The sequence below is a fragment of the Cysteiniphilum sp. GTC20157 genome (assembly GCF_055396795.1).
The window spans coordinates 184,443-205,717 of sequence record NZ_AP044698.1; the positions used below are offsets into that span (position 1 = coordinate 184,443).

Consider the following 21,275-nt stretch of genomic DNA (forward strand, 5'->3'; position numbering starts at 1 on the left):
ATGTTAAGACGTATGATTATTTTATTGGGGACTTTGGCAATTATTTTTTCAGTGTATATCCCATGGTTTAAACCACCAAAATACAACAAGGCAATGCATAAAACGGTGATGTCCAGTGTCTATTCAGCCAGTGATTTAAAACAGTATTTACATAGCTAATGGCAAGATAATCATGTGTTAAAATCCGATAATTAGTATGATGTTGAACTGATAAAACATCTTGGGAATGGTGCTGAAAGAGGTATTAAGATGGAGCAGTCTTATAAAGATATTGTTGTTTCCTAGTAAATTATGCTTTTGGCTAGTTCTGGTTTATTCATTTTTAAAACAGGGTCTGACTCTAAAATTTCTTCAATTAATTGATCCATAACTTCTGGCTTCAAAAGCATCACTCCGAATACATTTGAACTCCAGTCTAAACACTGCTTGGAAATTAATTTTTCTCCGTATAATTTTTTTATACATAATATAAGCGGCTTTAGGTTAGTTGCAGCAAATTGAAGTCGTTTATTCATATGCATCTTGCCATTTTTTATATCTCTAGCCATAGTATATATAGCAATCAATATAGCATTCTCGGCATCTGTGTTATTGGCGTATTTAGTCCATAAATCTAAGACTGAATCATTACCATCAAGCAATTTATATCCCAAAGATTGCAGCACCGAGTCAATTCTAAGCCTATATTGATGATTAGTAGCTTTTAAGAAAGTTGGAATGTAACCAAATTTATTTAACCATTCAATTTTATCCAACTGACAATATAAACCATTAGTATTGCTATCGTCTGTAAGCAGAGCTAAAGTTGCTCGCTCAAATTCTACAAGGTAGTCGATTGCAAGCTCCGGATTGCCATCATTTTCGACTAACTGATACCAAAGTGAAGTAACCAGTGAATTTTTCTTATTACTAATTCCTAGAGCTATCGTAATCATAATGAGATTTAATGCAATTTTGACTCTTTTTTGTTGGTCGTAAAATTTGATCTGATAGTCACTTTTAGTCAATGAAGCTATGACTTTTTGATTTTGTTTGGTCTGGATATCGTTTTGAATAATTATATCCTCCAACTGCTGATAAAGCCTACTCAGTGCATTTTTATTTTCACATATTGGATTATCAAGCACGCTCTCAATTCCTTTAAACATCTTAAAAATTAGAGCCAAGGTTACAGCGTATAATCTCAATATTTCTTCGGATGCTGCTGACTTAATATAATAAGCAACTTCCTTACGACATATTGCAATTCTCAAATTTAGTAAAAACATATATGCAATCCATTAATAATTTAAAGCTCACTAAAATATAGACTGCTGATGGTAATTTATCAAATAGTTGTTATACTATGTATAACTTAAATAACTGGAGTCCGTCATGCATACAAATGCAAAAATCCTCAAATGGGGAAACAGCCTTGGTATTAGGTTATCAGGTGCGCTCAGAGATTTAACAGACTTTAAAGCGGGAACTATTGTTGATGTTGAAATAAAGGCAGATGGCTTATTTATACGCAAAGCAAAACAAAAAACAATTTTGCCATTCTCGGAATCATCATTACTTAATAGCTTAGATGAAAGTAGTCACCAAGATTTAATAGCAAAACCACAGGGCAATGAGTGGCGTGACTAAACAGTACATACCAGAGCGAAATGATATTGTATGGCTTGATTTTGAGCCAACAAAAGGCAAGGAAATTTGTAAATATCGCCCTGCTTTTGTCTTATCATCCAAGGAGTATAACTCGAAAACAGCGACACTTATTTGCTGTCCAGTGAGCACATCTATTCGTGGTGGTGCTACTGAAGTTCCTATTAACAATATTGATAAACCATCTGTTGTGGCATCATCAATTGTGCAAACATTATCTTGGAAAGATCGCAAGTGCCAATTTATTACTAAAGCTGAAAAAGGCGTATTTGAAGATGTGATTCTTAGATTACTGCCTTTAATCGGTGCCGAAGAAATAATACGGGATATACTAAGCTAGCGCAGATTAGCACCAATAGAAGCCAAGCGTTTTTTTAAGCTTGGGTGGGTGGAAAACATATCATCCATGCCACCTGCAGCAAACTTGCTACTGGCTGGATCATACAGGTAAGAGGCGCGACGCATACGTTCGTTGCTATTATGCGCATAGCTTTGTGCTGTCTGTGGTTCGTTGTGATTTTGACTGATTTTAATCAATGCATTGGCCATCGGCTTGTTATCACGCATCAGTTCAACGGCACCAGCGTCTGCCATGTATTCACGTGTGCGACTTAAAAACAGCACCATCATGCTGGTAATAAGCGGCAATATGAAACGTAATAACATAATCACCATAAAGATAATTGCCATCGCATTGCCACCATTGTTATTATCACGACGGTTGCGATTGCCACCAAACAAGGTTGAGTAAAATAAAAACTCAATCATAAACATCAGCATATTCGATAGTACAACAGTAAATAAATTAAGCTTAATATCCTGATTGCGAATATGCGTTAATTCATGTGCCATGACGGCTTGTAATTCATCGCGATTTAAACGATTGGCAAGTGCGCGAGTTACCGCAACCATTGATGATTTCTCAGAGAAGCCTGAAGCAAAGGCATTCATATAATCAGCTTCAATCAAATACACTTTTGGCATATAAGGCATGTTTGCTGCGATTTTCATCTCTTCGGTGACGTTATAAATGCGCTGACAAAGTGGGTCAGGGTCATTTGCTGTAATCTCGCGATATTGAGTGCCAGCAAGCATGATCTTATCATAATAGCTAAAGGTTGCCATAAGCCAAATAAAGGCAATAATAGTCGATATAATCGTCGCCCATGGGGTGAGCTTTAATGTGGCAACAAGATAAGCGATATCAGCAAAACTTAAACGATACCCAGCATAAGTCATCATGCCGCCGTATTGACCATAGCGCCAAACAAGATCAATCAAAAAACCAAGAGCAAAAAAGATAATTAAAAATAAAGCGATAACAATATACGATTTACGCGTGTTTTTCTTAACGACTTCGCGCCAATCGACACCGTTGACATCAATTGCAGACATGGCTTATAACTCAACACGACTATCTTCAAGCACTTGACGTTTCTCATCACTGACTTGCCAGTAGATGAAATCTTCATCAAGTTTGCCTTTAAATAGATTAACAACCATTCCGGCAATCATTGATTTCTTGTGTGCATTGTACTTTTCAATACTATCATTAAAAGATTGCTTTGAAAAAGCGAGCTTATTCTCGGTAGAGGTAATTTCTTCCTGTAATTGCATGACGTTTTGATTGGCTTTTAAATCAGGATAATTTTCAAATTGGACATTCAAACCGCCGGCGATTTTTGAGATTTCATTCTCAGCTGCCATACGCGTTTCAGAGTCGCCTTTTTCCTTGGCGTGTATTGCTTGGTTTCTTAGAGCAGTGACGTCTTTTAATGTCGTTTGCTCATAATCCATATATTTCTTAACAACACTAATCAGTGAGTCAAAGACTTTGGCGCGACGATCTAGCTGAACATCGATTTGACGTTCAGAATTTTTAACGGCTTCAATTTCAGCAATAAGGCTGTTGTAAGTCATCAGCACATAGCCAAAAATCAAAGCGAGAATAACAACGATAATAATGAGGGTAACCATGGTCTTAGCTCCTAAATTTTATTGATTACTAAATTATCAAACAGTGTTAATTTGCCACGTATGTTGCTAGCATTCAAGCGTATTGTGTTTCATAATGACAGCATTTTTAAAATTAAGTGTAATATAGATTGGGAAAAATGCTTGATTTAGTGGTTGTTGAACCAAAGCAAAAAGAAACAAAAAAAGCAACACATGTGGTGATATGGTTGCATGGTTTGGGTGCTGATGGACATGATTTTGAGGCGATTGTGCCTGAATTGAATTTTCCAGTTGATGCGAGGGTGCGTTTTATTTTCCCGCATGCGCCTGTGCAGCCTGTGACGATTAATATGGGTATCAAAATGCGTGCTTGGTATGACATAAAACGCATCGATGACATAAAGCGTGATGTGGATTGTAAAGGGATTGAAGATTCTTTGGCTGCATTAGATCAAATTATTCAAGCGCAGATGAATGACGGTATTGCTACTGAAAATATGATTGTTGCAGGATTTTCACAAGGTGGAGCAATTGCTGCATTAGCTGGACTGACGATGTCTTACTCATTTGCCGGTATTGTCCTTTTGTCAACTTATTTACCTGATTGGGATTATTTTAAGACAAAGCTTAACAGTGCTAATCAGCAAACACCTTTCTTTATAGGTCACGGCAGTAATGATCCGGTTGTGCCATTTGCTGCCGGACAAATGCTTAAAGCTAAGCTTGATGAATTAGGCATAAAGTATGAATTTCATGATTACCCAATGGAGCATAGCGTGTGCATGGCTGAGATTCATGATATTAGTCGCTTTATTCAATCATGTTATGGACTGATTAATGATACAGCCAAATAAACTAGATAAATTGATTATTGCTTCGCGTGACAGCCAGTTGGCGTTATGGCAGAGCCGTTATGTTAAGGCATTATTAGAGCAAACACATTCGGGATTGATCTGTGACATTATCACGATGAAAACACAAGGTGATAAGATTCTCGATCGTCCATTGAATCAAATCGGTGGTAAAGCGCTTTTCATGAAAGAGCTTGAAGTAACAATGACAGAGGGGCGTGCGGATATCGCAGTGCATTCATTAAAAGACGTCCCTTATGAATTACCACAAGGCTTTGCGCTGGGTGCTTTTTGTCAGCGCGAAAATCCGCAAGATGCTTTTGTATCAAATGCTTTTGCCTGTATTGATGATTTACCACAAGGTGCGATTGTTGGCACATCAAGTCTAAGACGTAAAGCACAACTGTTAGCCTATCGACCAGATTTAGATATTCGCGATTTGCGTGGCAATGTCCAAACACGACTCAGAAAGCTCGATGATGGTCAGTATGATGCGATTATTTTAGCTGCAGCCGGGTTAATTCGTTTGCAGTTAAGCACGCGCATTAAAAGCTTGATTGATGTCAGTATATCATTGCCAGCAGTGGGGCAAGGTATTATCGTCGTTGAGTACTTAGCGCAAAATTCCAAAATCAAAGCATTGCTAAATGCCATTGATAATGAAGGTGCTAGAGTATGCGCCTTGGCAGAACGTAGCTTCAATGAAGCATTACAGGGCGGGTGTCATGTGCCCATTGCGGCATTCTGTGAAAAAGATGCTAAAAAGTTGCAATTAGCGGCAATGGTTGCTAGCAGTGATGGCAAAGCAATCATGCGTGAGACCTTAAATGGTAATGATGCGGTTAATTTGGGTAAAGCATTAGCGCAAAAGATGATTGAAAAGGGTGCTAAGGCTATATTGCAACAATAAGGTATTGTCGTTTACTTAATAGATTAAGCTTCAACATTTTCCGAGCAACACTTCATGCTCTGAATGAAGTCGAAGAGTGGTGTAGATATAATAAATAGCTTAGACTGGGGGCTCAGCCAACATTTATATAATGTATAGTAATTCAGAGAAAAATTGACTTCTCAATAAAGCGTAACAACCCAAAAAAGCTTTCTTGAAAAGGTCGTCTCTTGTAGTTGCTATAAGGTCTTATAACTAGGATAGGAAAGCTACCTGCCAAAATGCAGGCAAGACATCCGGTCAGTAGCCTGTCATCGATAAGCGCCAGTTCACGTGCTTTGCATGACACCAGCTCTTGAATTTTTAATAAGCCATCAGGATAAGGTTTTTTGGCGACACCATCAATAAAACGAATATTGGGGAAGTGTGTAGCAAAATACTGAGCGCGCTCTGCTGTTGGCATATTTGAAAGAATAAAAATATGATGCTCACTGTATTTACTCGTGAGTGATTTAAGCCAGTTGAGAATTTTTTCATTTGGCAATGGCTGACCATGGGGTGCGAGTACGCCATCAAAATCAAGTGCAATATAGTTGATACCTGATTTTTTAAGTTTTTCAGGATTTAACTGTGTGACATTTTCCACTTGGTGTTTGCGCTGGGCAATCGCTTTTATTTTTTTACGTTGATACCAGCTCATTTTAATCGTAAAACTAAATCGTCCCATTAAATTTATATTCCTGATGTGTTATTGGTATTGTTTTGTTTATCTTCTTGTATTGCAAGTGCTTGTTTATACAGGGCGTTTTTTTTGCCTTGGGTAAGCTCCACTACAATGCTGACAGCTTTCTTGATTGGCAAATCTGATAATAATAAGCTAAGCAATTTGTGCTCATCAATAATAGTATCGTCTTTTTTATCTGCCTTAATACCTTCAATGAGGATAACAAATTCCCCCTTTGTTAATGAAGAGTCTTTTGCAAAATCAGCTAAAATATCACAAGCAGTTCCATGAAAGAAACGCTCAAATTGTTTCGTCAGTTCTTTGGCAACAACCAACGTGTGATTTGGTAGTGTATCTTGAATATCTGTTAATGTCGCAATAATTCGATGTGTTGACTCATAAAAAGCTGTCGTGATCGTTGATTTTTCGATACTTTGTAAAATCTTTTTGCGTGCTGACGACTTGACAGGTAAAAAACCTTTAAATTGAAAACCATCGGTCGCAATACCGGCTGCTGATAAGGCGGTAATCAAAGCATTGGCACCAGGTAATGGCACCACGGGATAACCTCGTGCGCGTAGGTTCTTCACCAAGTGAAAACCAGGGTCGCTAATCAAGGGCGTGCCGGCATCACTGACTAAAGTCACTGTTTTTTGATCAGTTAAGTGTTGAATTAATAAATCAACACGCGCCTGTTCGTTATGTTCATGGCAGGAGATAACAACCGGCGGCTTAATCGCATATTGCTCTAACAGTTTACGCGTGACACGTGTGTCTTCAGCGAAGATTATCTCAGCTTGCTTTAAAGCATCTAAAGCGCGCAAAGTAATATCCTGTAGATTGCCGATTGGTGTGGCGACAACGTATAACACACCGCGTTCAATTTGATTTTTCATCGCAACATACTCACTAAATTAGCAATGTCCCCTGCCCCTTGCACGAGTACCACGTCATTTGCTGTTGCAAGTTTATCGATAAGGGTTTTGGCTTCCTCATTATTATCCACATAAAAACACTGTGGGTGTTTGCTTGTTAATATGTTAAATAAATCAATTGCATGCGCACCATCAATAGGGTTTTCACTGGCGGCATAACTGCGCATTAAAACCACAATGTCCGCACTGTTTAAGCAATTGATAAACTCATGAAATAAATCACGCGTCCGTGTATAACGATGTGGCTGATAGATGTGGATAAGGCGCTGATGCGGAAATTGTTGGGCAATGGCATCCAGTGTGCTTTGAATCTCAACCGGATGGTGACCGTAATCATCAATGAGTTGAGCTGGGTGATCATTAACGATGATTTGGTAGTGATTAAAACGACGATAAATGCCTTTAAAGCTTAATAGTGCCTGTTTAATCGTATTCTCTGTAATGCCAAACTTAAGGCAAAGGGCAATTGCTGCAAGCGTATTTTCAGCATTATGTTTGCCAGGTAGTGTGCTGACAACGGTGTTGTAGGCTTTACCTGCAATGGTAATATCAAACTCGGCGTGTTGCGTTGTTTGTTGGAAATGAGTAATTTGAATATCCATATCACTTTTAAAGCCATAATGTTTGGCATTTGGTTTTTTTGCTTTAATTATTTCGGCTAGTTTATAAGCGCTGTCGTTACCACTGCCAATAAGAATCTCACCACTGACATTATCAGTTAAAGCAAAATCAGCAAAGCTTTTAATAAGTGCTTTAATCTCATGCTGATAGGTTTGCATATGGTCTAAATCAACATTGCTGATAATGATGTGTTTTGGATGAACCTTAAGAAAAGAGGCATCGCTTTCATCTGCTTCAACAATCATATAAGGTGAATTGCCAGCATGCGCGTGATGCGTGAAATTATTAGCAAGTCCACCGTTAATAAAGCTCGGATCAAGTCCTGCCTCATGCATGATATGTGCCAAAAGACTTGTAATTGTTGTTTTGCCATGGGTACCGGTAATGGCAATAAGCTCAGCATAGCCTTTGCTTAAAAAGGCTAAAAATTCGGCGCGATGATAAACTGTTATATTTTGACTCAATGCTTTTTGATATTCTGGATTATCTTTGCGCATGGCTGAGGTATAAATCACGGCATCAGCATTTGTCAGGTTTCCAGTATTGTGTCCCAATGAAATATGCGCACCCATTTGTTTGAGTTTTATCGTTAACTCTGATGATTGTAAGTCAGAACCAGATACTTGATAGCCTTTTTGTAGGCAGAAGATTGCAAGTGCTGACATGCCGATGCCGCCAATGCCAATAAAATGATAATGTGGTATTTTTTGTGTTGTTGTCACGATAATTTTTTATTACAGCAAATCAATATCTGCTAAGTAGTTTAATATAACTAGAGATAAAAATATTGGGGAATTTGGTTTTATTGTGAATCAGTGCCTTTGGTATAGCGTTGGGCTAACACGACGGGTAACAAAAAGCAAAAGATAAATCCAGGGCCAATATCCAGTATCCATGAATTCACCAAGCAGCCAATAGCAAAAGCAATGATAAGGATACGTGTGTTATTGCGCATCATCATTGGCATGTCTTTAGCATAGTAAAAAGAAGCGAGTAATAAAAAGATGAAGATTGCTAGTGCCCAAATGCCTGATTGCATTGCAAAATAAATATATTGATTATGTGGATTGTTGATTACGCGATAATATTTTTTGTCATTTGATGGAATCTCGCTATTAATAAAATGTGTGCTGCACTGTGTTTGCGCGCCCGTGCCACAACCGTAGAAAATACGTTGCGGTTTATGTTCAAAAATTCCCAAAGCAGTGTGATAAAAACCCAAGCGAATACCCGCAGAGGTGTCCGTGTTTGTACCATTATAATAGCTAATGGTGCTGTTGTAGGCTTCATCAATACGCATCTTGAAGTTTGGCGAGAAATGATAAAATGCAGCAAAAACACTCAGCACAATGACAATGGCAGCAATTAAACCCTTCCAGCGGAATTTCATAAAAAAGCCAACTGCCAAAACCGAAAATTCGATCAAATAACCAGTGCGACTAGTGTTTAAGCCAAGCTCGGCACAAATAATGATAATGCCAAGAATCAGAAAAAGTACTCGTCGCTTTTTACTATGTGTTGTTAAAGCCATTGAAAAGAGCATAAATGCAGCAACAGCAAAGATAAAGCCTGTCACAAAGTGTGACTGTGCAGCTGGAAAAGTTGCGCCACTAAAAACAATCGCACTTTCAGGGCTTAGAAAGTAGTGGTTCACAAAAATAGCAATGACATTGAGTATCACGCCAATAAAAAATGCCAATAAAAGTTTATTAATAATCTCAGGGCTTTTGTAACATACATAGCCAATAATCCAAACAATCAAGAGCTTATAGAACTTGCCAACCCAACCAACGGATTCATTAAATGGTAGCGTTGAATACAGGCAACTTATCAATGCCAATACAATTAATGCAATGGCAGGCCAAATATAAAAACGTTTGATTAAAGATAATTTAGTACGATAGTCACCGCTGATAATAAACAATAGCAGTAAACATACAGCAAAGATGCTGGTTAGGGCGGTGGATATAGAAATAAATATTCCTAGGCATAAGCTTAAGGTGAAATACATTCTATCCAAGAGAGCTTGTGGAAAGTATGTGTGATACTTAGTCATTATATTAATGTCTTCCTTAAGGTGTATGATTTTGGTGGGACGAGTACAATCACCACGTATGTGTTTGAGATTTTATTCCAGTGATGAGGTATACAACTTTCTGTAGATAAACTTTCATTACCTTATCACGAAAACGTTTGACAAGCGAGCTAAGAAAGCTTTTTTTTCTATATTCATACTTGTTTCTATCTTCAGCAATACTTGATTCTTGTACTGCATTTTCATTGTTGCTAACACAATATGGGTAAACACATAATAAAGTAATGTTGCTATGCCTGCGAATGTGGTTCCAAGTATCAATAGGTCGTGAAATCATTTGAAAAATATTGAGCATCTCTTTCGCAGCAGGTGGGGTGATGTAATAAGCATGGGCATATGCTGCTTTGTGGACTTTTTTTAGCTGGTAATGTTTGTTATTTAGGCTGGCAAAGTGACTTCTCTTTTGAATGTAACGAGCCAGTGAGAGTAAAATAATCACATTTTGATTTGAAGCTCTGAACTCACTATCTATTACTCTCATTATGCCGAGAGAATCGTTGTTGAGCTTGCAGTCATCTTCAAAAATAAATGCACCTTCATTGCGCTTGAGTATTTCCCGGTAGCAGTTTAAATGACTTAGTGCACAGCCTATTTCTCCTCGTGTCAGAGGGCGTTTGTTATCTTTAATTGCCTGATTTTCTTCATATACTGATTGAATTTCATTGTCTTTTAAGTCATTACCATATACCCCAGATATGAAATGAAAATCAGAAATTCCAGCATGTTTGAAATGCTGTTCAATATACCTTTTTTTCTTGATGTCTTTCTTAAGATTGATTACAAAAATATTCATGACTCATCCTTTTGTAATAGAAGGCTTTTGTGCACCATTGCTTTATTGCTTTTCATGAGGTTGTTTAGCCGCTTTAGATTGTTTTGTTCTTGTGAACGATCTGCTTCTTTATGCCAGAGGTGTAAGACAGTTGTTGCAAAGTAGCCTGATTTTCTTCTTATACCATGGTTAATAAGACGGATCATTAAATCAGAGTCTTCATAGCCCCAGCCGGAAATTTCTTCTTCAAAGCCGCATATATTTAATAAATCTTGTCGCCAAAAAGCCATGTTACACCCTTTGGCCTTCTGCCATTTTCGCGCATGCTTATATCTTATTTGACTGTTTAAGCCAACTGTTAGTAAAGTATGCCAGCGATTAATGTGTTTTAAAAAACGTTGTTTCAGCCAATACGCTAAGCTTTTCTTGGAAACATCAAGTTTCAGGTCAAGCAACGTGTTACTGAATTTTGGGCTGAGCAAAATACGATTGCCTGCAACATAGTGTCCAATTTTGGCTAATATTCGGTGATTTGTCAGAAATTTTGGTCTGACGATGCAGTCTCCATCAATAAAAATAATATAATCACCGCTGGCTTCTTTAATTCCCATATTGCGAGCTCTTGAAAGTCGAAATCCTTTATCTTCTTGCCATAAATGATTTATAGGGAAGCGAGCCACTGTTTTAAATTGCTCAATCATCTTTTTGGTTGCAGAGGTTGAACCATCATCAACAATAATGACCTCGAAATTTTCATCGTTTTGATTGTTTAACGCTGTTAAAACAAGTTTCAGCGCATCAGGCCAGTTATAGGTCGAGACAATAACTGAAATCAATCCTTGATAGGTGTTATTGCTCATTTTGTTGTTTCTCCCATAATTTAACATATTTAAAATACGAGCCATAAGCTGAGAGTTTAGCAATTAAGTAGCCGCGTTTACCATCTAGAAATCCTCGTCGCATAATAAAGCCACGCAGGAAAGTCCAATGTTTATGAAAACTGGCTTTTAGCAATGAAGTTTTTTTGCCTTTTTGCCAAAGAATTGTTGAAGTGCCGTCGCTATATTCATTCATCTTCTTTAATGAGCTGGTGATGCTATCTTGTGAGTAATGCAGCAATATGCCAGATATAAGATGTGGTTGATGCGTAGTAATAAGTCGCTCATGAATGATGTCACTTGAATATTTTGCTTCTGTACGTTTGAATAAACGTGTGATCACATCTCTTCCCCAATCACCATGATGAATCCATTGACCACAGAATTGAGATAATCTTTTGAATTTGTATACCGTGTGACGATTGCTTTCAATGGCTGTTAAAATGGCTTTCTTAAGTTCCTTGGTGATGACTTCATCTGCATCTAGCGCAAGCAGCCAGTTACTTGTCGCTTTAGAAATCGCAATATTTTTTTGCTCACCAAACCCGAGCCAATCCTGATGATAAACTTTGGCTCCATAAGATTTGGCAATTTCAAGTGTATTATCAGTACTACCTGAATCAACAACAATAATTTCATCCGCCCATTTGACAGATTCTAAGCAACGGGCGATATTTTTTTCTTCGTTTTTGGTGATAACAACGACGCCAAGCGTATTTCTTCTTTCAGTCATAAGTGCAAGGTTGACCGGATTTGATTGCCAAGTATCATAACATAAGTTAAGCAATGACAAGAGTGCGTTGTGACAACAATTTGCTAGAATGCTTTAATTGGATGTTGGATGTTGGATGTTGGATAAATAGCTTATGTTAGGAATAATTGGATTAACATTATTAATAGCAGTATGCGCTAACATACATATTATCGATAAATATCGCACAATGAGTGTTGTGAGCTACGTATTTAAGCCGTTAACAACGCTGTTGATTTTAGTGTATGCAGTTTGCTTTAGCCCTGAGATTAACTTGTTTGTGGTATTGATTTTGCTAGGATTAATGCTGTCATTGATAGGTGATATTTTTCTTCTCTCGACAAAGGCTCAATGCTTCACTAGTGGGCTTGCTAGTTTCTTGTTGGCACATATTGCTTATATTGCAGCTTTTTCATTGAAGCTGACGCAATTTCATTGGTGGGTTATTGTTGTGATGTTGCTATACGCGATAGTGTTTTATCTCATGCTGTATCCAAGACTGGGCTCAGATCGTATTGCCGTTGCTGTTTATATTGTGATTATTGTGCTAATGGGTGCCGTGGCTGTTAATGTTTATATTGCTAATAGATTGTTACCAAGCCTGTATGTGATGTTAGGTGCGCTATGCTTTATGTTCTCAGATTCCGTGTTGGCGTGGGATAAGTTTAAATGCAAGTTAAAACACGAACCAAGTCTTGTGATGATTAGCTATTATTTGGCGCAATATTTAATTGCAAGTGCTGCGATAGTTCTTCATTGAAAGTGACTGCACACCTTCGCAAGTACACTGAGTTTGCGTTTGGCATCAGTTGCATATTCATTGGTTTCATCCCAAGCGTAACCGGCAAGAATGGAGCAAATCTTTGCTTTGATTTCAGGTGGCTGGGTGTTACTAAATATAATTTGTTGTAATTCACCGCTGTACCAAGCGCGGACATAGGCTTTAAAAGTGTTAACCCCTTTTTGTAACGGAATGGCAAAATCTTGTTGCCAGTTAACGTTCTCGCCTTGTAGTGATTTGTCTAATGTTTCAGCAGCAAGGACGGCTGATTTTAAAGCAATGGTCACACCAGAAGAGAATACAGGGTCTAAAAACTCGCCAGCATTACCAAGAAGTGCATAGCCTGTGCCATGCAGTGTGCTCACGTTTTGGGCATAGCCAACAATTTTGCGCACGGGCATATCAAGGTTTATATCCTTTAGAATTTGATGTAAGTTAGGTGTTTCATTGACAAGTCGCATTAATATTTTTTTGGGGTCATCTTCGCTTTGTTGTAGCAAGTGAGGCTCGCCAACAACACCAAGTGAGTATTTGTTGTCGCTTAAGGGTATTAGCCAAAACCAAATGTCACTATGTGTTGGGTGTACGGTGATCAGTATCTTATTCTGGTCAAATAGTCTTTGATCAAGTGCGCTATTGATATGGGTAAAGACAGACATGCGTGGCGGGAATTCACTTGGTAAATTAAGCTTTAATAGATTGGGTAATACGCGTGCAAATCCACTGGCATCAAGTACAAATCGTGCGTGATATTGATGTGTTTTGCCATTTTTATCCATCGTAGTGATCATCTGGCTTTCGTCACTTAGTTGAATATCAGTTACCTGTTGCTCATAGATAATGTTCGTCCCCAATTTATCAGCTTGATTGGCAAGTCGTTGATCAAAAACACTGCGTTCGACTTGAAATGTGCTATTAAAGCCAATGCTAAATTTTTGGCTAAAATCAAATTCTGTATAATGTTGTTGACGAGAAAAAGCAGCGCCATTTTTAAATTGAAAGTGTGCTTCTTCAATACATGGAAGTAAATTAGCCTGCTCTAAAAACTCCATAGCTTGAGGTAGCAGGCTTTCGCCGATGGAAAAACGTGGGAATTTCGAGGATTCAATCATTGTGACTTGATAGCCTCTTTGTGCCAATATTGCCGCAGCAACACTACCGGAGGGACCGGCGCCAATAGTTAAAATATCAGCGTTAAGGGCATTAGATTTAGTATTCATTGGAAGTTATTGAGTAATAGTGTTTTAAGTTAGTGCGCTCACTGTAATCAAAAACCAAGCGTTACTCTATAATAATTTCATAAAAAGCAAGTTTTTGTACTTTTCTTTTTTTTTGTCATCAGTTATCTTGTTATCGAGCATTTTTTGCTCGTAGGTAAAATTACCCGTAAAGAAAACAGGAAGGGGAAGACAAATGTTAAAAAAAATCACATTGGCAATGCTTGCTGCATCTGCTGCTACGGCAGTGTATGCGCAAGACGCTAACACCAGTAATGCGGACAATCAAACAGTGCAATCACAGATTGCAGAGCTGAAAAAAGAGATTGCCGCACTGCAAGCAAGCCAAGAAGCAATGGCGAAGTCTACGCCAACTCAAACGCAACATGGTAGTGTTGAAAGTGTGGGTACTGGCTCAGACAGCACGGATCATGTTACAGTGCCGACTAATATGGGGCAGATTCAGAATTTCTTATTTTCAGATATTCATGATGGCGTAGTACCAATGGGGATGATAAGCTCATCACAATTTGCCTTGGGGTTATTAAAGCAGCGTAATATGTATAGCGATCGTGCGTTAGTATTTGGCGGATATTTGGAAGCAGATCCACAGGTTTGGCATGGTAGTCCAATTACTTATAATAAAGGCACAAGCTCAGCACCTGATTATCAAACTTATCAGTCAGGCAAGGGATTACCAATTACTACGGCTAATTTATATGTTGCAGCTAACTTAGGACGCTATGTTACAGCGGAAACAACGTTAGCAGCAGATCCATCTGATAGCTATAAAGTGAATGCACAAGATGCTTTTGTGATGTTTGGTAATTTGGATGATTTCCCGCTTTATGCAACAGTCGGTAAAAACCGTTTAGCATTGGGCTCATTCTCAGGTGGTGGTCCATGGACTGGCTCATTAACACAGATGTTATTTAGACCAAGTCGTGTTAATAACGTCTCTCTTGCTTATTATAAAGATGGTTTAAGCAGTAACGTAACCCTTTTCCAAACAGATGATCATACCAGTAACTTTATTTATGCAGCGTTTTATGGTGGCGAGTCTGGCAAGTGGGCATATGGAATTAACGGTGGCTATGTCTATAACGTTGATGGTACTGGTAATAGCTCATTTAAGGATGCAACTCGTTCTGGTACAACTAATAAAACACGCATTGGTGCCGTTAACTTTGATGCCAGCTTAAACTATGATATCTATGGCGTTGGTGCGGGCTGGGCGCAAACGACGAATAAATCAGATAAAACGAATGATGGTTATGCGGGTGCTTGGTATGTGCAAGCTGGTTTCTCACCTGAGATCTATGGTCGTTCAACTAACTTTAATATTGCCTACAATGGCGCTTATAACACCAATGACTTGCCGATTACGTTAACGGGTAATGCGGATAAAAGTTATTCAACTTATGGAGCAGCTACTGGCGTGAATAAAATGGTTGTGGCTTCAGCACAACGCCCATTCTTTACTGAGAATGTATTGCTTGGTTTGGAATATGCTTATATGCATATGTACAACAATCAGCATACCAATGCTTATACTTTAGATATCTCAGTATATTTCTAAAGATCAAAGCTGTAAAAATTAGGAGGAACTCCTCAACCTTCTATTGTTGCTATTTTAAGCCTGCAACTGCAGGCTTTTTTGTTTGATCTTGAGTGAAGTGCTGTGTATTGAGTTGTTTGTTGCTATAATAGCCAGTGTTTATAATGTTAAATAAATGGAGCAGTCTATGAATGTTTCACAGCTATATGAGAGAGACTTTTATGCATGGGCAATGAAAATGGCACATGCTTTAAAAGCGCGTGATATTGAACAACTTGATTTTGATCATCTAAGTGAGGAGCTGGAAGACATGGGTGTTAGTCAAGAGCGCGAGATGGAAAGTCGATTAACTATCTTAATTATGCACCTGCTTAAGTGGGAACATCAGCCGACTTATCAAAGTAAAAGTTGGTCGTTAACAATCAAAGAGCAAAGGCGAAAAATTGTCAGAAGATTGAAAAAAACTCCCAGTTTAAAAGCAAAAATTGAGGAAATGCTCGAAGATGTTTATGGTGATGCGATTTTGGCAGCGCAAAAAGAAACAGGACTGGCTGAAAGTGAGTTTCCAGCATGCTTGCCTTATACATTGGTGCAACTATTAGATGATGAGTTTTACCCTTAAGCTTTATAGGTGATTGACAGAGGTGCATGATCTGAAAACCATGAATCAGTGTAAATATTATCGGCGATAATGCTATCTTTTAATTCAGGTGTAATCCATTGATAATCAATCCGCCAACCGACATTTTTAGCGCGCGCCTGACCGCGATTTGACCACCAAGTGTATTGCTCAGCTTGTTGATTAATCACGCGAAATGCATCAACCCAACCAATATCATCAAAGACATGATCAAGCCAGGCGCGTTCCTCAGGTAAAACGCCAGATGTTTTCTGGTTTTGTTTCCAATTCTTAATATCAATTTCTTTATGTACAATATTGACATCACCACAGATGATAAAGCGCTTATTGTTGTACATTTGATCTTTGAGTATATCTTTGTATTTATCTAAAAAATCCATTTTATACGCTTGACGTTCGTCACCACTGGAGCCTGAAGGGATATAGATAGATGCAACACTTAAATCGTCATAATCAAATTGAATGTAACGCCCCTCATCATCTGCCCAATCTATGCCAAGCGTGTGGATGATGCGTTTAGGTTTGCGCTTAGCGTAAATTGCTACACCACTATAACCTTTTTGCTTGGCATCAGTATAGGCGTAGTGATAGCCTTCAGGGAAATAAATGTTATTATCTTTGAGTTGCTCAAATTGTGCTTTGGTTTCTTGAATGCATAAGAAATCAGCGTTTTGCTGGGTGAACCAGTCAAAAAAGCCTTTGCGCGTGGCAGCGCGAATGCCATTGGCATTAAATGAGATAACTTTCATATCATCCTTCTTGTCTTTCTACAATAAATAAAAAAGCCCGCAACAGCGGGCTTAAGATTATGGTGTGTTAGGTTAAACTATTTTGCAGCAGCTGTTGCGTCTGCTTTAGTATCAGTTGCAGCGTCATCATTTGCTGCAGGTTTCTCTGCTTTTACTGCTGTGATTAATTCTACTTTGAAGCTTAATACTTGATTAGGTCCGATTTGTGGTGGAGCCATCTCTCCATAGGCTTGCTTAGGCGCACAGTAAAGAATGACTGTTGAACCTACTGGGATTTGACTTAAAGCATCCGTCCAGCAAGGAATCACTTGATTCAATGGGAAGGTTGCTGGTTTGCCAGTTTTTTTAGAGCTGTCAAACGTTTTACCAAGAAGCTCGCCTTTGGCTAGTTTTGCAGCACCTGCTTTAGCATCTTTGTTGAAAGCAGTAGCAGGTGTTGTGCCTGTGTAGTTGACCGTTACTGTATCAGTTTTAGCAGGTTTTTCACCTTTGCCTTCAGTGATTATTTGGTAGTAGATACCATCAGCTGCTTTTTTAACGTTTGGCATTTTGGCAACATCAGCCATAAATGCATCGGCTGCTTTTTGGTTTGCCGCGCCTTCAGCTTTCATTTTGGCTTGCGCTTTTTGAATCATTTCCATTTGGAAAGCTTGCATAATTTCTTTGCTTTTAGCTTCAGAAACCTTAGATTCTTTGCCAGAAAGTCCAGCTTCTAAACCGGCATTTAATTGTTTGACATCAAGCTTGATATCTTGTGATTTGAAGCCTTTACCCATCTCTTGACCAATGATATAGCTTACTTCTTTCATGTCAACTTTAGCAGGCTTGGCTGCATCAGTTTTAGCAGCAGGCGTCGCAGTAACTGCATTTGCAGTTGTTTGCGCATCGGCTGCATAAGCTGTAATTGAGCCAGCAAATAGCATGGCAGTGGTTAATGCAATAATCTTTTTCATGTGTTCTCCTTAGATTGAGATTATTTATTAGTTTAAATACGCATCACATCGTAGAAATTGATTTGGCATAAGTCAATATGTGTATGCGGCAAAAAAATGCTATATTCATCGGGTTAATGTTATGGTTAATGCATTTTGGATTGATTGCGTTTATGCTAAGAGCATGAATGTTAAGGATAAATAATGCGAAAGAGGAGTGCGATGTGAGCGTGTTAAAGTTTGGTATTATTCTGTTCTCTATGCTAAGCATTGGTGTTGGGTATGCTAATGATAAAACTAAATACACAGTAAATTATGCGTTAGGTGATTATTATTATCCTTATGTGAATCAGCATGAAAGCAGCAAAGGCTGTTTGACTGAATTTGTGACAAAAGTTTTTAAAAGTCAAGGTGTGAATCTTGGCGAGATTAGATGGTTGCCTTGGAGTGTGGCAATAAAAAGCTTAGCTTATGGCTCATTGCACGTTGTTTCATTCCCATGGAGCTATACCAAAGAGCGTGCACAAAAATATCTATATAGTGATGCACTTTATACCAAATCTGCTTATATTTGGGTGTTGACTGACGGCAAAAATGACCACCTTGATTTCAAAGCTTTGCAAGGAGCGAAAGTCTGTGTACCACAAGGTTATGGTGCTTATGGTAATTTGGCAGAAATGTTTGCGCAAAAAACAGCGACGCGTATTACTGCGTTAACGATGCAAGATTGTTTTAGTCAATTGAAAGCTAAGCGTGTGACCGCTGTCTACGCAGGTGATGATGCGTTTGAAAATATTGCGCATGTTAAAGATGGAGCTAGCCTTTTTACCAAAGCATTTGTTGCGGATCAACAAACGCATTACCTGATTGCCGCAAAAGATCAAACAGGGTCAGCCAAACTGATTAGCTTATTTAATAAAGGGTTAAAAAGCATGAAGTTTAATCCAAGTCTACACTGTAATTTCGATAAATAATAATTATTGATTTTATTTTGATAATATATTTAATTTCTTGCTGAGCATGCGTTATGCTGGGTTCATAAGTAGTTTATTAAGCTAGAAAATAGAGAGTTAGCGCATTCGCTAAATATCTGCTGAATTACAATTGTGAAGCGATATTTTTTTGTGCTAAGGTTGATACTAATTAAGTGTTTGCAAAATTTTGTTGTGAAGCCATCGCGACAAGGTCAGCGATATACTATAATGTCCAACCAATAAATTGGCTTTTAGGTTTGAGCTTGGAAGTTAAATAATTAAGCAAAATCAATAGGATTACACTTGCATGAAGAAAAATGAGTTCTTGCGAAATGCACTATTCTGGGGCTTGATTGCCGTAGGTTTAGTGTTTATTTTTAGCAACATGAGTACAAAGACCGATCCATCAACAACGCTGAAGTACTCAAGTTTTGTGCAACAATTAAATAGCGGCAGCATCCAATCAATTAACGTTGATGGTCGCACTTTTACTGGTACAACGGATACTGGTGAGAAGTTCACTACCTATGCGCCATTGTTGGATCAAAGTATTGTTGATCAGATGCTAACTAAAAACGCTGAAGTTTCTGCGAAAGCACCAGAGAAACCAAGTTTATTATTGGCATTTTTGTTTAATTGGTTGCCATTATTGCTAATTGCCGGCTTTTTTATTTTCCTAATGATGCGTGCCGGAGGTGGCAAAAGCGGTGCTTTTTCATTTGGTAAAAGTAAGGCGAAACTTTTAGGTGAAGATCAGATCAAAGTCACATTAGCAGATGTTGCCGGTGTGGATGAAGCTAAAGAAGAAGTTGCTGAAATCGTTGATTTCCTAAAGAATCCTGCCAAATACGAGAAAATCGGTGGCAAGATACCTAAAGGTGTCTTGATGGTCGGTCCTCCAGGAACTGGTAAAACGTTGCTAGCACGTGCGATTGCCGGTGAAGCAAAAGTGCCTTTCTTCTCAATCTCGGGTTCTGACTTCGTTGAAATGTTTGTCGGTGTCGGTGCATCACGTGTGCGTGACATGTTTGAGCAAGCCAAGCGTCGCGCGCCTTGTATTATCTTTATCGATGAGATTGATGCGGTGGGTCGCCATCGAGGGGCTGGTCTTGGAGGTGGGCATGATGAACGTGAGCAGACATTAAACCAGATGTTGGTAGAGATGGATGGATTTGCCGACAATGAAGGTGTTATCGTGATTGCTGCGACTAACCGACCGGATGTGTTGGATCCTGCCCTTTTGCGTCCTGGTCGCTTTGACCGACAAGTAACAGTTGGCTTACCAAGTGTCAAAGGTCGTGAGCAAATTCTAAAAGTCCATATGCGCAAAATCGCTGTAGCAGATGAGGTGCGCGTTGATTGGATCGCACGTGGCACACCAGGATTCTCAGGTGCTGAGCTTGCTAACTTAGTCAATGAAGCAGCGTTATTTGCTGCGCGTGTTAACAAAGAAATCGTTGGCATGGAAGAGTTTGAAAAGGCAAAAGACAAAATTTTGATGGGTACTGAACGTCGTTCGATGGCAATGAGTGACGAGCAAAAACGCTTAACGGCTTATCATGAAGCCGGACATGCGATTGTTGGGCGCTTAGTGCCAGATCATGATCCTGTCTACAAAGTCAGTATTATTCCTCGAGGGCGTGCATTAGGTGTGACAATGTATTTGCCAGATGGCGATCAAGTCAGCCAGTCGCGTGAGCAGCTATTAAGTCGTTTATCAAGTATCTTTGGTGGGCGTATTGCTGAAGCGCTTATCTTTGGTTATGACAAAGTCACTACCGGTGCTTCAAATGATATTCAAGTAGCAACCAATATCGCGCGAAGCATGGTTACCAAGTGGGGCTTGTCTGATAAAATGGGACCAATTCTATTTGATGAAGATGACCAGCAGCCTTTCTTGGGGCAAAGCATGGGTAAAAGTCCGAAACATTTTTCGGATAAAACAGCCCTTGATATTGATGGTGAAGTGCGTCGCTTAATTGATGAAAATTACTCAAGAGCAGAAACGATTCTTAAGGAAAATACCGATATCTTGCACGCCATGGCTGATGCATTAATGAAGTATGAGACAATCGATTCAATGCAGGTTGATGACCTAATGGCACGTCGTGAGGTCAGAGAGCCAGGTGATTGGGGTGATAGCTATACCCCGAAAGATGAGAAAGAAAAATCAGAAAAATCAGCTCCGATAGTAGCTAAAGAAGCGCTAACTACGGCACCATCTGAAGCGACTAAACCGCAGCAGGCGGATGATCAGTCTGAAAAATAATATTAGCTTAACATCAACGCTGGCTGAGCGTCAGTC

At 38.9% G+C, this 21,275-nt stretch carries 23 protein-coding genes; 10 read left to right on the top strand and 13 right to left on the bottom strand.

Annotated features, from left to right (window positions below):
* Window positions 1–159 (top strand): hypothetical protein, encoded by a 159-nt coding sequence (locus ACZ5V8_RS00640; RefSeq protein WP_464217949.1) that lies wholly within the window; start codon window positions 1–3, stop codon window positions 157–159.
* Window positions 160–281: 122 nt separating this feature from the next.
* Here the strand turns inward: ACZ5V8_RS00640 and ACZ5V8_RS00645 are convergent, their stop codons facing one another.
* Entirely contained in the window at window positions 282–1,268 is a 987-nt protein-coding gene (locus ACZ5V8_RS00645; protein ID WP_464217950.1) for a hypothetical protein, read from the bottom strand.
* 106 nt (window positions 1,269–1,374) lie between these two features.
* Between ACZ5V8_RS00645 and ACZ5V8_RS00650 the strand changes: the two genes are divergently transcribed.
* The gene (locus ACZ5V8_RS00650) at window positions 1,375–1,629 is read left to right on the top strand and encodes an AbrB/MazE/SpoVT family DNA-binding domain-containing protein (RefSeq protein WP_440617311.1); all 255 of its coding nucleotides are present in this window, start codon (window positions 1,375–1,377) and stop codon (window positions 1,627–1,629) included.
* Complete coding sequence (locus tag ACZ5V8_RS00655) at window positions 1,622–1,987, top strand: type II toxin-antitoxin system PemK/MazF family toxin (RefSeq protein WP_464217951.1); 366 nt, start codon at window positions 1,622–1,624, stop codon at window positions 1,985–1,987. The genes ACZ5V8_RS00650 and ACZ5V8_RS00655 overlap by 8 nt, the downstream gene beginning before the upstream one ends.
* Here ACZ5V8_RS00655 and htpX read toward each other — a convergent pair.
* Both htpX and ACZ5V8_RS00665 read right to left on the bottom strand, forming a co-directional pair.
* Window positions 1,984–3,042: a zinc metalloprotease HtpX gene (htpX, locus tag ACZ5V8_RS00660; protein ID WP_464217952.1), complete on the bottom strand. Its 1,059-nt coding sequence runs from the start codon at window positions 3,040–3,042 to the stop codon at window positions 1,984–1,986. The genes ACZ5V8_RS00655 and htpX overlap by 4 nt on opposite strands.
* A 3-nt stretch (window positions 3,043–3,045) precedes the next feature.
* A complete protein-coding gene (locus ACZ5V8_RS00665; protein ID WP_464217953.1) occupies window positions 3,046–3,624 on the bottom strand; it encodes a LemA family protein in 579 nt (192 codons plus the stop codon).
* Between the two features lie 137 nt (window positions 3,625–3,761).
* On the opposite strand from ACZ5V8_RS00665, the gene ACZ5V8_RS00670 reads away from it, so the two are divergent.
* Together ACZ5V8_RS00670 and hemC are read left to right on the top strand one after the other, a co-directional pair.
* Complete coding sequence (locus ACZ5V8_RS00670; RefSeq protein WP_464217954.1) at window positions 3,762–4,457, top strand: alpha/beta hydrolase; 696 nt, start codon at window positions 3,762–3,764, stop codon at window positions 4,455–4,457.
* Entirely contained in the window at window positions 4,441–5,364 is a 924-nt protein-coding gene (hemC, locus tag ACZ5V8_RS00675) for a hydroxymethylbilane synthase (protein WP_464217955.1), read from the top strand. Before ACZ5V8_RS00670 ends, hemC begins: the two co-directional genes overlap by 17 nt.
* 142 nt (window positions 5,365–5,506) lie before the next feature.
* Here the strand turns inward: hemC and ACZ5V8_RS00680 are convergent, their stop codons facing one another.
* From ACZ5V8_RS00680 to ACZ5V8_RS00710, 7 genes are all read right to left on the bottom strand, one after another.
* Window positions 5,507–6,070: a YqeG family HAD IIIA-type phosphatase gene (locus tag ACZ5V8_RS00680; protein ID WP_464217956.1), complete on the bottom strand. Its 564-nt coding sequence runs from the start codon at window positions 6,068–6,070 to the stop codon at window positions 5,507–5,509.
* Window positions 6,071–6,075: 5 nt separating this feature from the next.
* Window positions 6,076–6,963, bottom strand: coding sequence for a 16S rRNA (cytidine(1402)-2'-O)-methyltransferase (gene rsmI, locus ACZ5V8_RS00685; RefSeq protein WP_464217957.1), 888 nt, complete (start codon window positions 6,961–6,963; stop codon window positions 6,076–6,078).
* Window positions 6,960–8,345 (bottom strand): UDP-N-acetylmuramate--L-alanine ligase, encoded by a 1,386-nt coding sequence (gene murC, locus ACZ5V8_RS00690; RefSeq protein ID WP_464217958.1) that lies wholly within the window; start codon window positions 8,343–8,345, stop codon window positions 6,960–6,962. Before murC ends, rsmI begins: the two co-directional genes overlap by 4 nt.
* Window positions 8,346–8,425: 80 nt before the next feature.
* Window positions 8,426–9,679 carry an O-antigen ligase family protein gene (locus tag ACZ5V8_RS00695; RefSeq protein WP_464217959.1) on the bottom strand — a complete coding sequence of 418 codons (1,254 nt, stop codon included), beginning with the start codon at window positions 9,677–9,679 and terminating at the stop codon, window positions 8,426–8,428.
* 49 nt (window positions 9,680–9,728) lie between these two features.
* Window positions 9,729–10,511 carry a glycosyltransferase family 25 protein gene (locus tag ACZ5V8_RS00700; protein WP_464217960.1) on the bottom strand — a complete coding sequence of 261 codons (783 nt, stop codon included), beginning with the start codon at window positions 10,509–10,511 and terminating at the stop codon, window positions 9,729–9,731.
* Window positions 10,508–11,326, bottom strand: coding sequence for a glycosyltransferase family 2 protein (locus ACZ5V8_RS00705; protein WP_464217961.1), 819 nt, complete (start codon window positions 11,324–11,326; stop codon window positions 10,508–10,510). The genes ACZ5V8_RS00700 and ACZ5V8_RS00705 overlap by 4 nt, the downstream gene beginning before the upstream one ends.
* Before the next feature lie 13 nt (window positions 11,327–11,339).
* On the bottom strand, window positions 11,340–12,101 hold the full coding sequence (locus ACZ5V8_RS00710) for a glycosyltransferase family 2 protein (RefSeq protein WP_464217962.1): 762 nt from the start codon (window positions 12,099–12,101) through the stop codon (window positions 11,340–11,342).
* 133 nt (window positions 12,102–12,234) lie between these two features.
* On the opposite strand from ACZ5V8_RS00710, the gene ACZ5V8_RS00715 reads away from it, so the two are divergent.
* On the top strand, window positions 12,235–12,879 hold the full coding sequence (locus tag ACZ5V8_RS00715) for a lysoplasmalogenase (protein ID WP_464217963.1): 645 nt from the start codon (window positions 12,235–12,237) through the stop codon (window positions 12,877–12,879).
* Here ACZ5V8_RS00715 and ACZ5V8_RS00720 read toward each other — a convergent pair.
* On the bottom strand, window positions 12,873–14,120 hold the full coding sequence (locus ACZ5V8_RS00720) for an NAD(P)/FAD-dependent oxidoreductase (protein WP_464217964.1): 1,248 nt from the start codon (window positions 14,118–14,120) through the stop codon (window positions 12,873–12,875). The genes ACZ5V8_RS00715 and ACZ5V8_RS00720 overlap by 7 nt on opposite strands.
* Before the next feature lie 193 nt (window positions 14,121–14,313).
* Here ACZ5V8_RS00720 and ACZ5V8_RS00725 point away from each other — a divergent pair, with 193 nt between their 5' ends.
* Both ACZ5V8_RS00725 and ACZ5V8_RS00730 read left to right on the top strand, forming a co-directional pair.
* Window positions 14,314–15,696: an LbtU family siderophore porin gene (locus ACZ5V8_RS00725; protein ID WP_464217965.1), complete on the top strand. Its 1,383-nt coding sequence runs from the start codon at window positions 14,314–14,316 to the stop codon at window positions 15,694–15,696.
* 166 nt (window positions 15,697–15,862) lie between these two features.
* A complete protein-coding gene (locus tag ACZ5V8_RS00730; protein WP_464217966.1) occupies window positions 15,863–16,297 on the top strand; it encodes a DUF29 domain-containing protein in 435 nt (144 codons plus the stop codon).
* Here the strand turns inward: ACZ5V8_RS00730 and ACZ5V8_RS00735 are convergent.
* Both ACZ5V8_RS00735 and ACZ5V8_RS00740 read right to left on the bottom strand, forming a co-directional pair.
* On the bottom strand, window positions 16,294–17,064 hold the full coding sequence (locus ACZ5V8_RS00735) for an exodeoxyribonuclease III (protein ID WP_464217967.1): 771 nt from the start codon (window positions 17,062–17,064) through the stop codon (window positions 16,294–16,296). The two genes, ACZ5V8_RS00730 and ACZ5V8_RS00735, sit on opposite strands and share 4 nt — an antisense overlap.
* A gap of 77 nt (window positions 17,065–17,141) precedes the next feature.
* Window positions 17,142–18,017 (bottom strand): FKBP-type peptidyl-prolyl cis-trans isomerase, encoded by an 876-nt coding sequence (locus ACZ5V8_RS00740; protein ID WP_464217968.1) that lies wholly within the window; start codon window positions 18,015–18,017, stop codon window positions 17,142–17,144.
* A 203-nt stretch (window positions 18,018–18,220) separates the two neighbouring features.
* Between ACZ5V8_RS00740 and ACZ5V8_RS00745 the strand changes: the two genes are divergently transcribed.
* Window positions 18,221–18,970: a substrate-binding periplasmic protein gene (locus ACZ5V8_RS00745; protein WP_464217969.1), complete on the top strand. Its 750-nt coding sequence runs from the start codon at window positions 18,221–18,223 to the stop codon at window positions 18,968–18,970.
* A gap of 307 nt (window positions 18,971–19,277) precedes the next feature.
* Window positions 19,278–21,239, top strand: coding sequence for an ATP-dependent zinc metalloprotease FtsH (gene ftsH / locus ACZ5V8_RS00750; RefSeq protein WP_464217970.1), 1,962 nt, complete (start codon window positions 19,278–19,280; stop codon window positions 21,237–21,239).
* The last annotated feature ends 36 nt before the right edge of the window (window positions 21,240–21,275 follow it).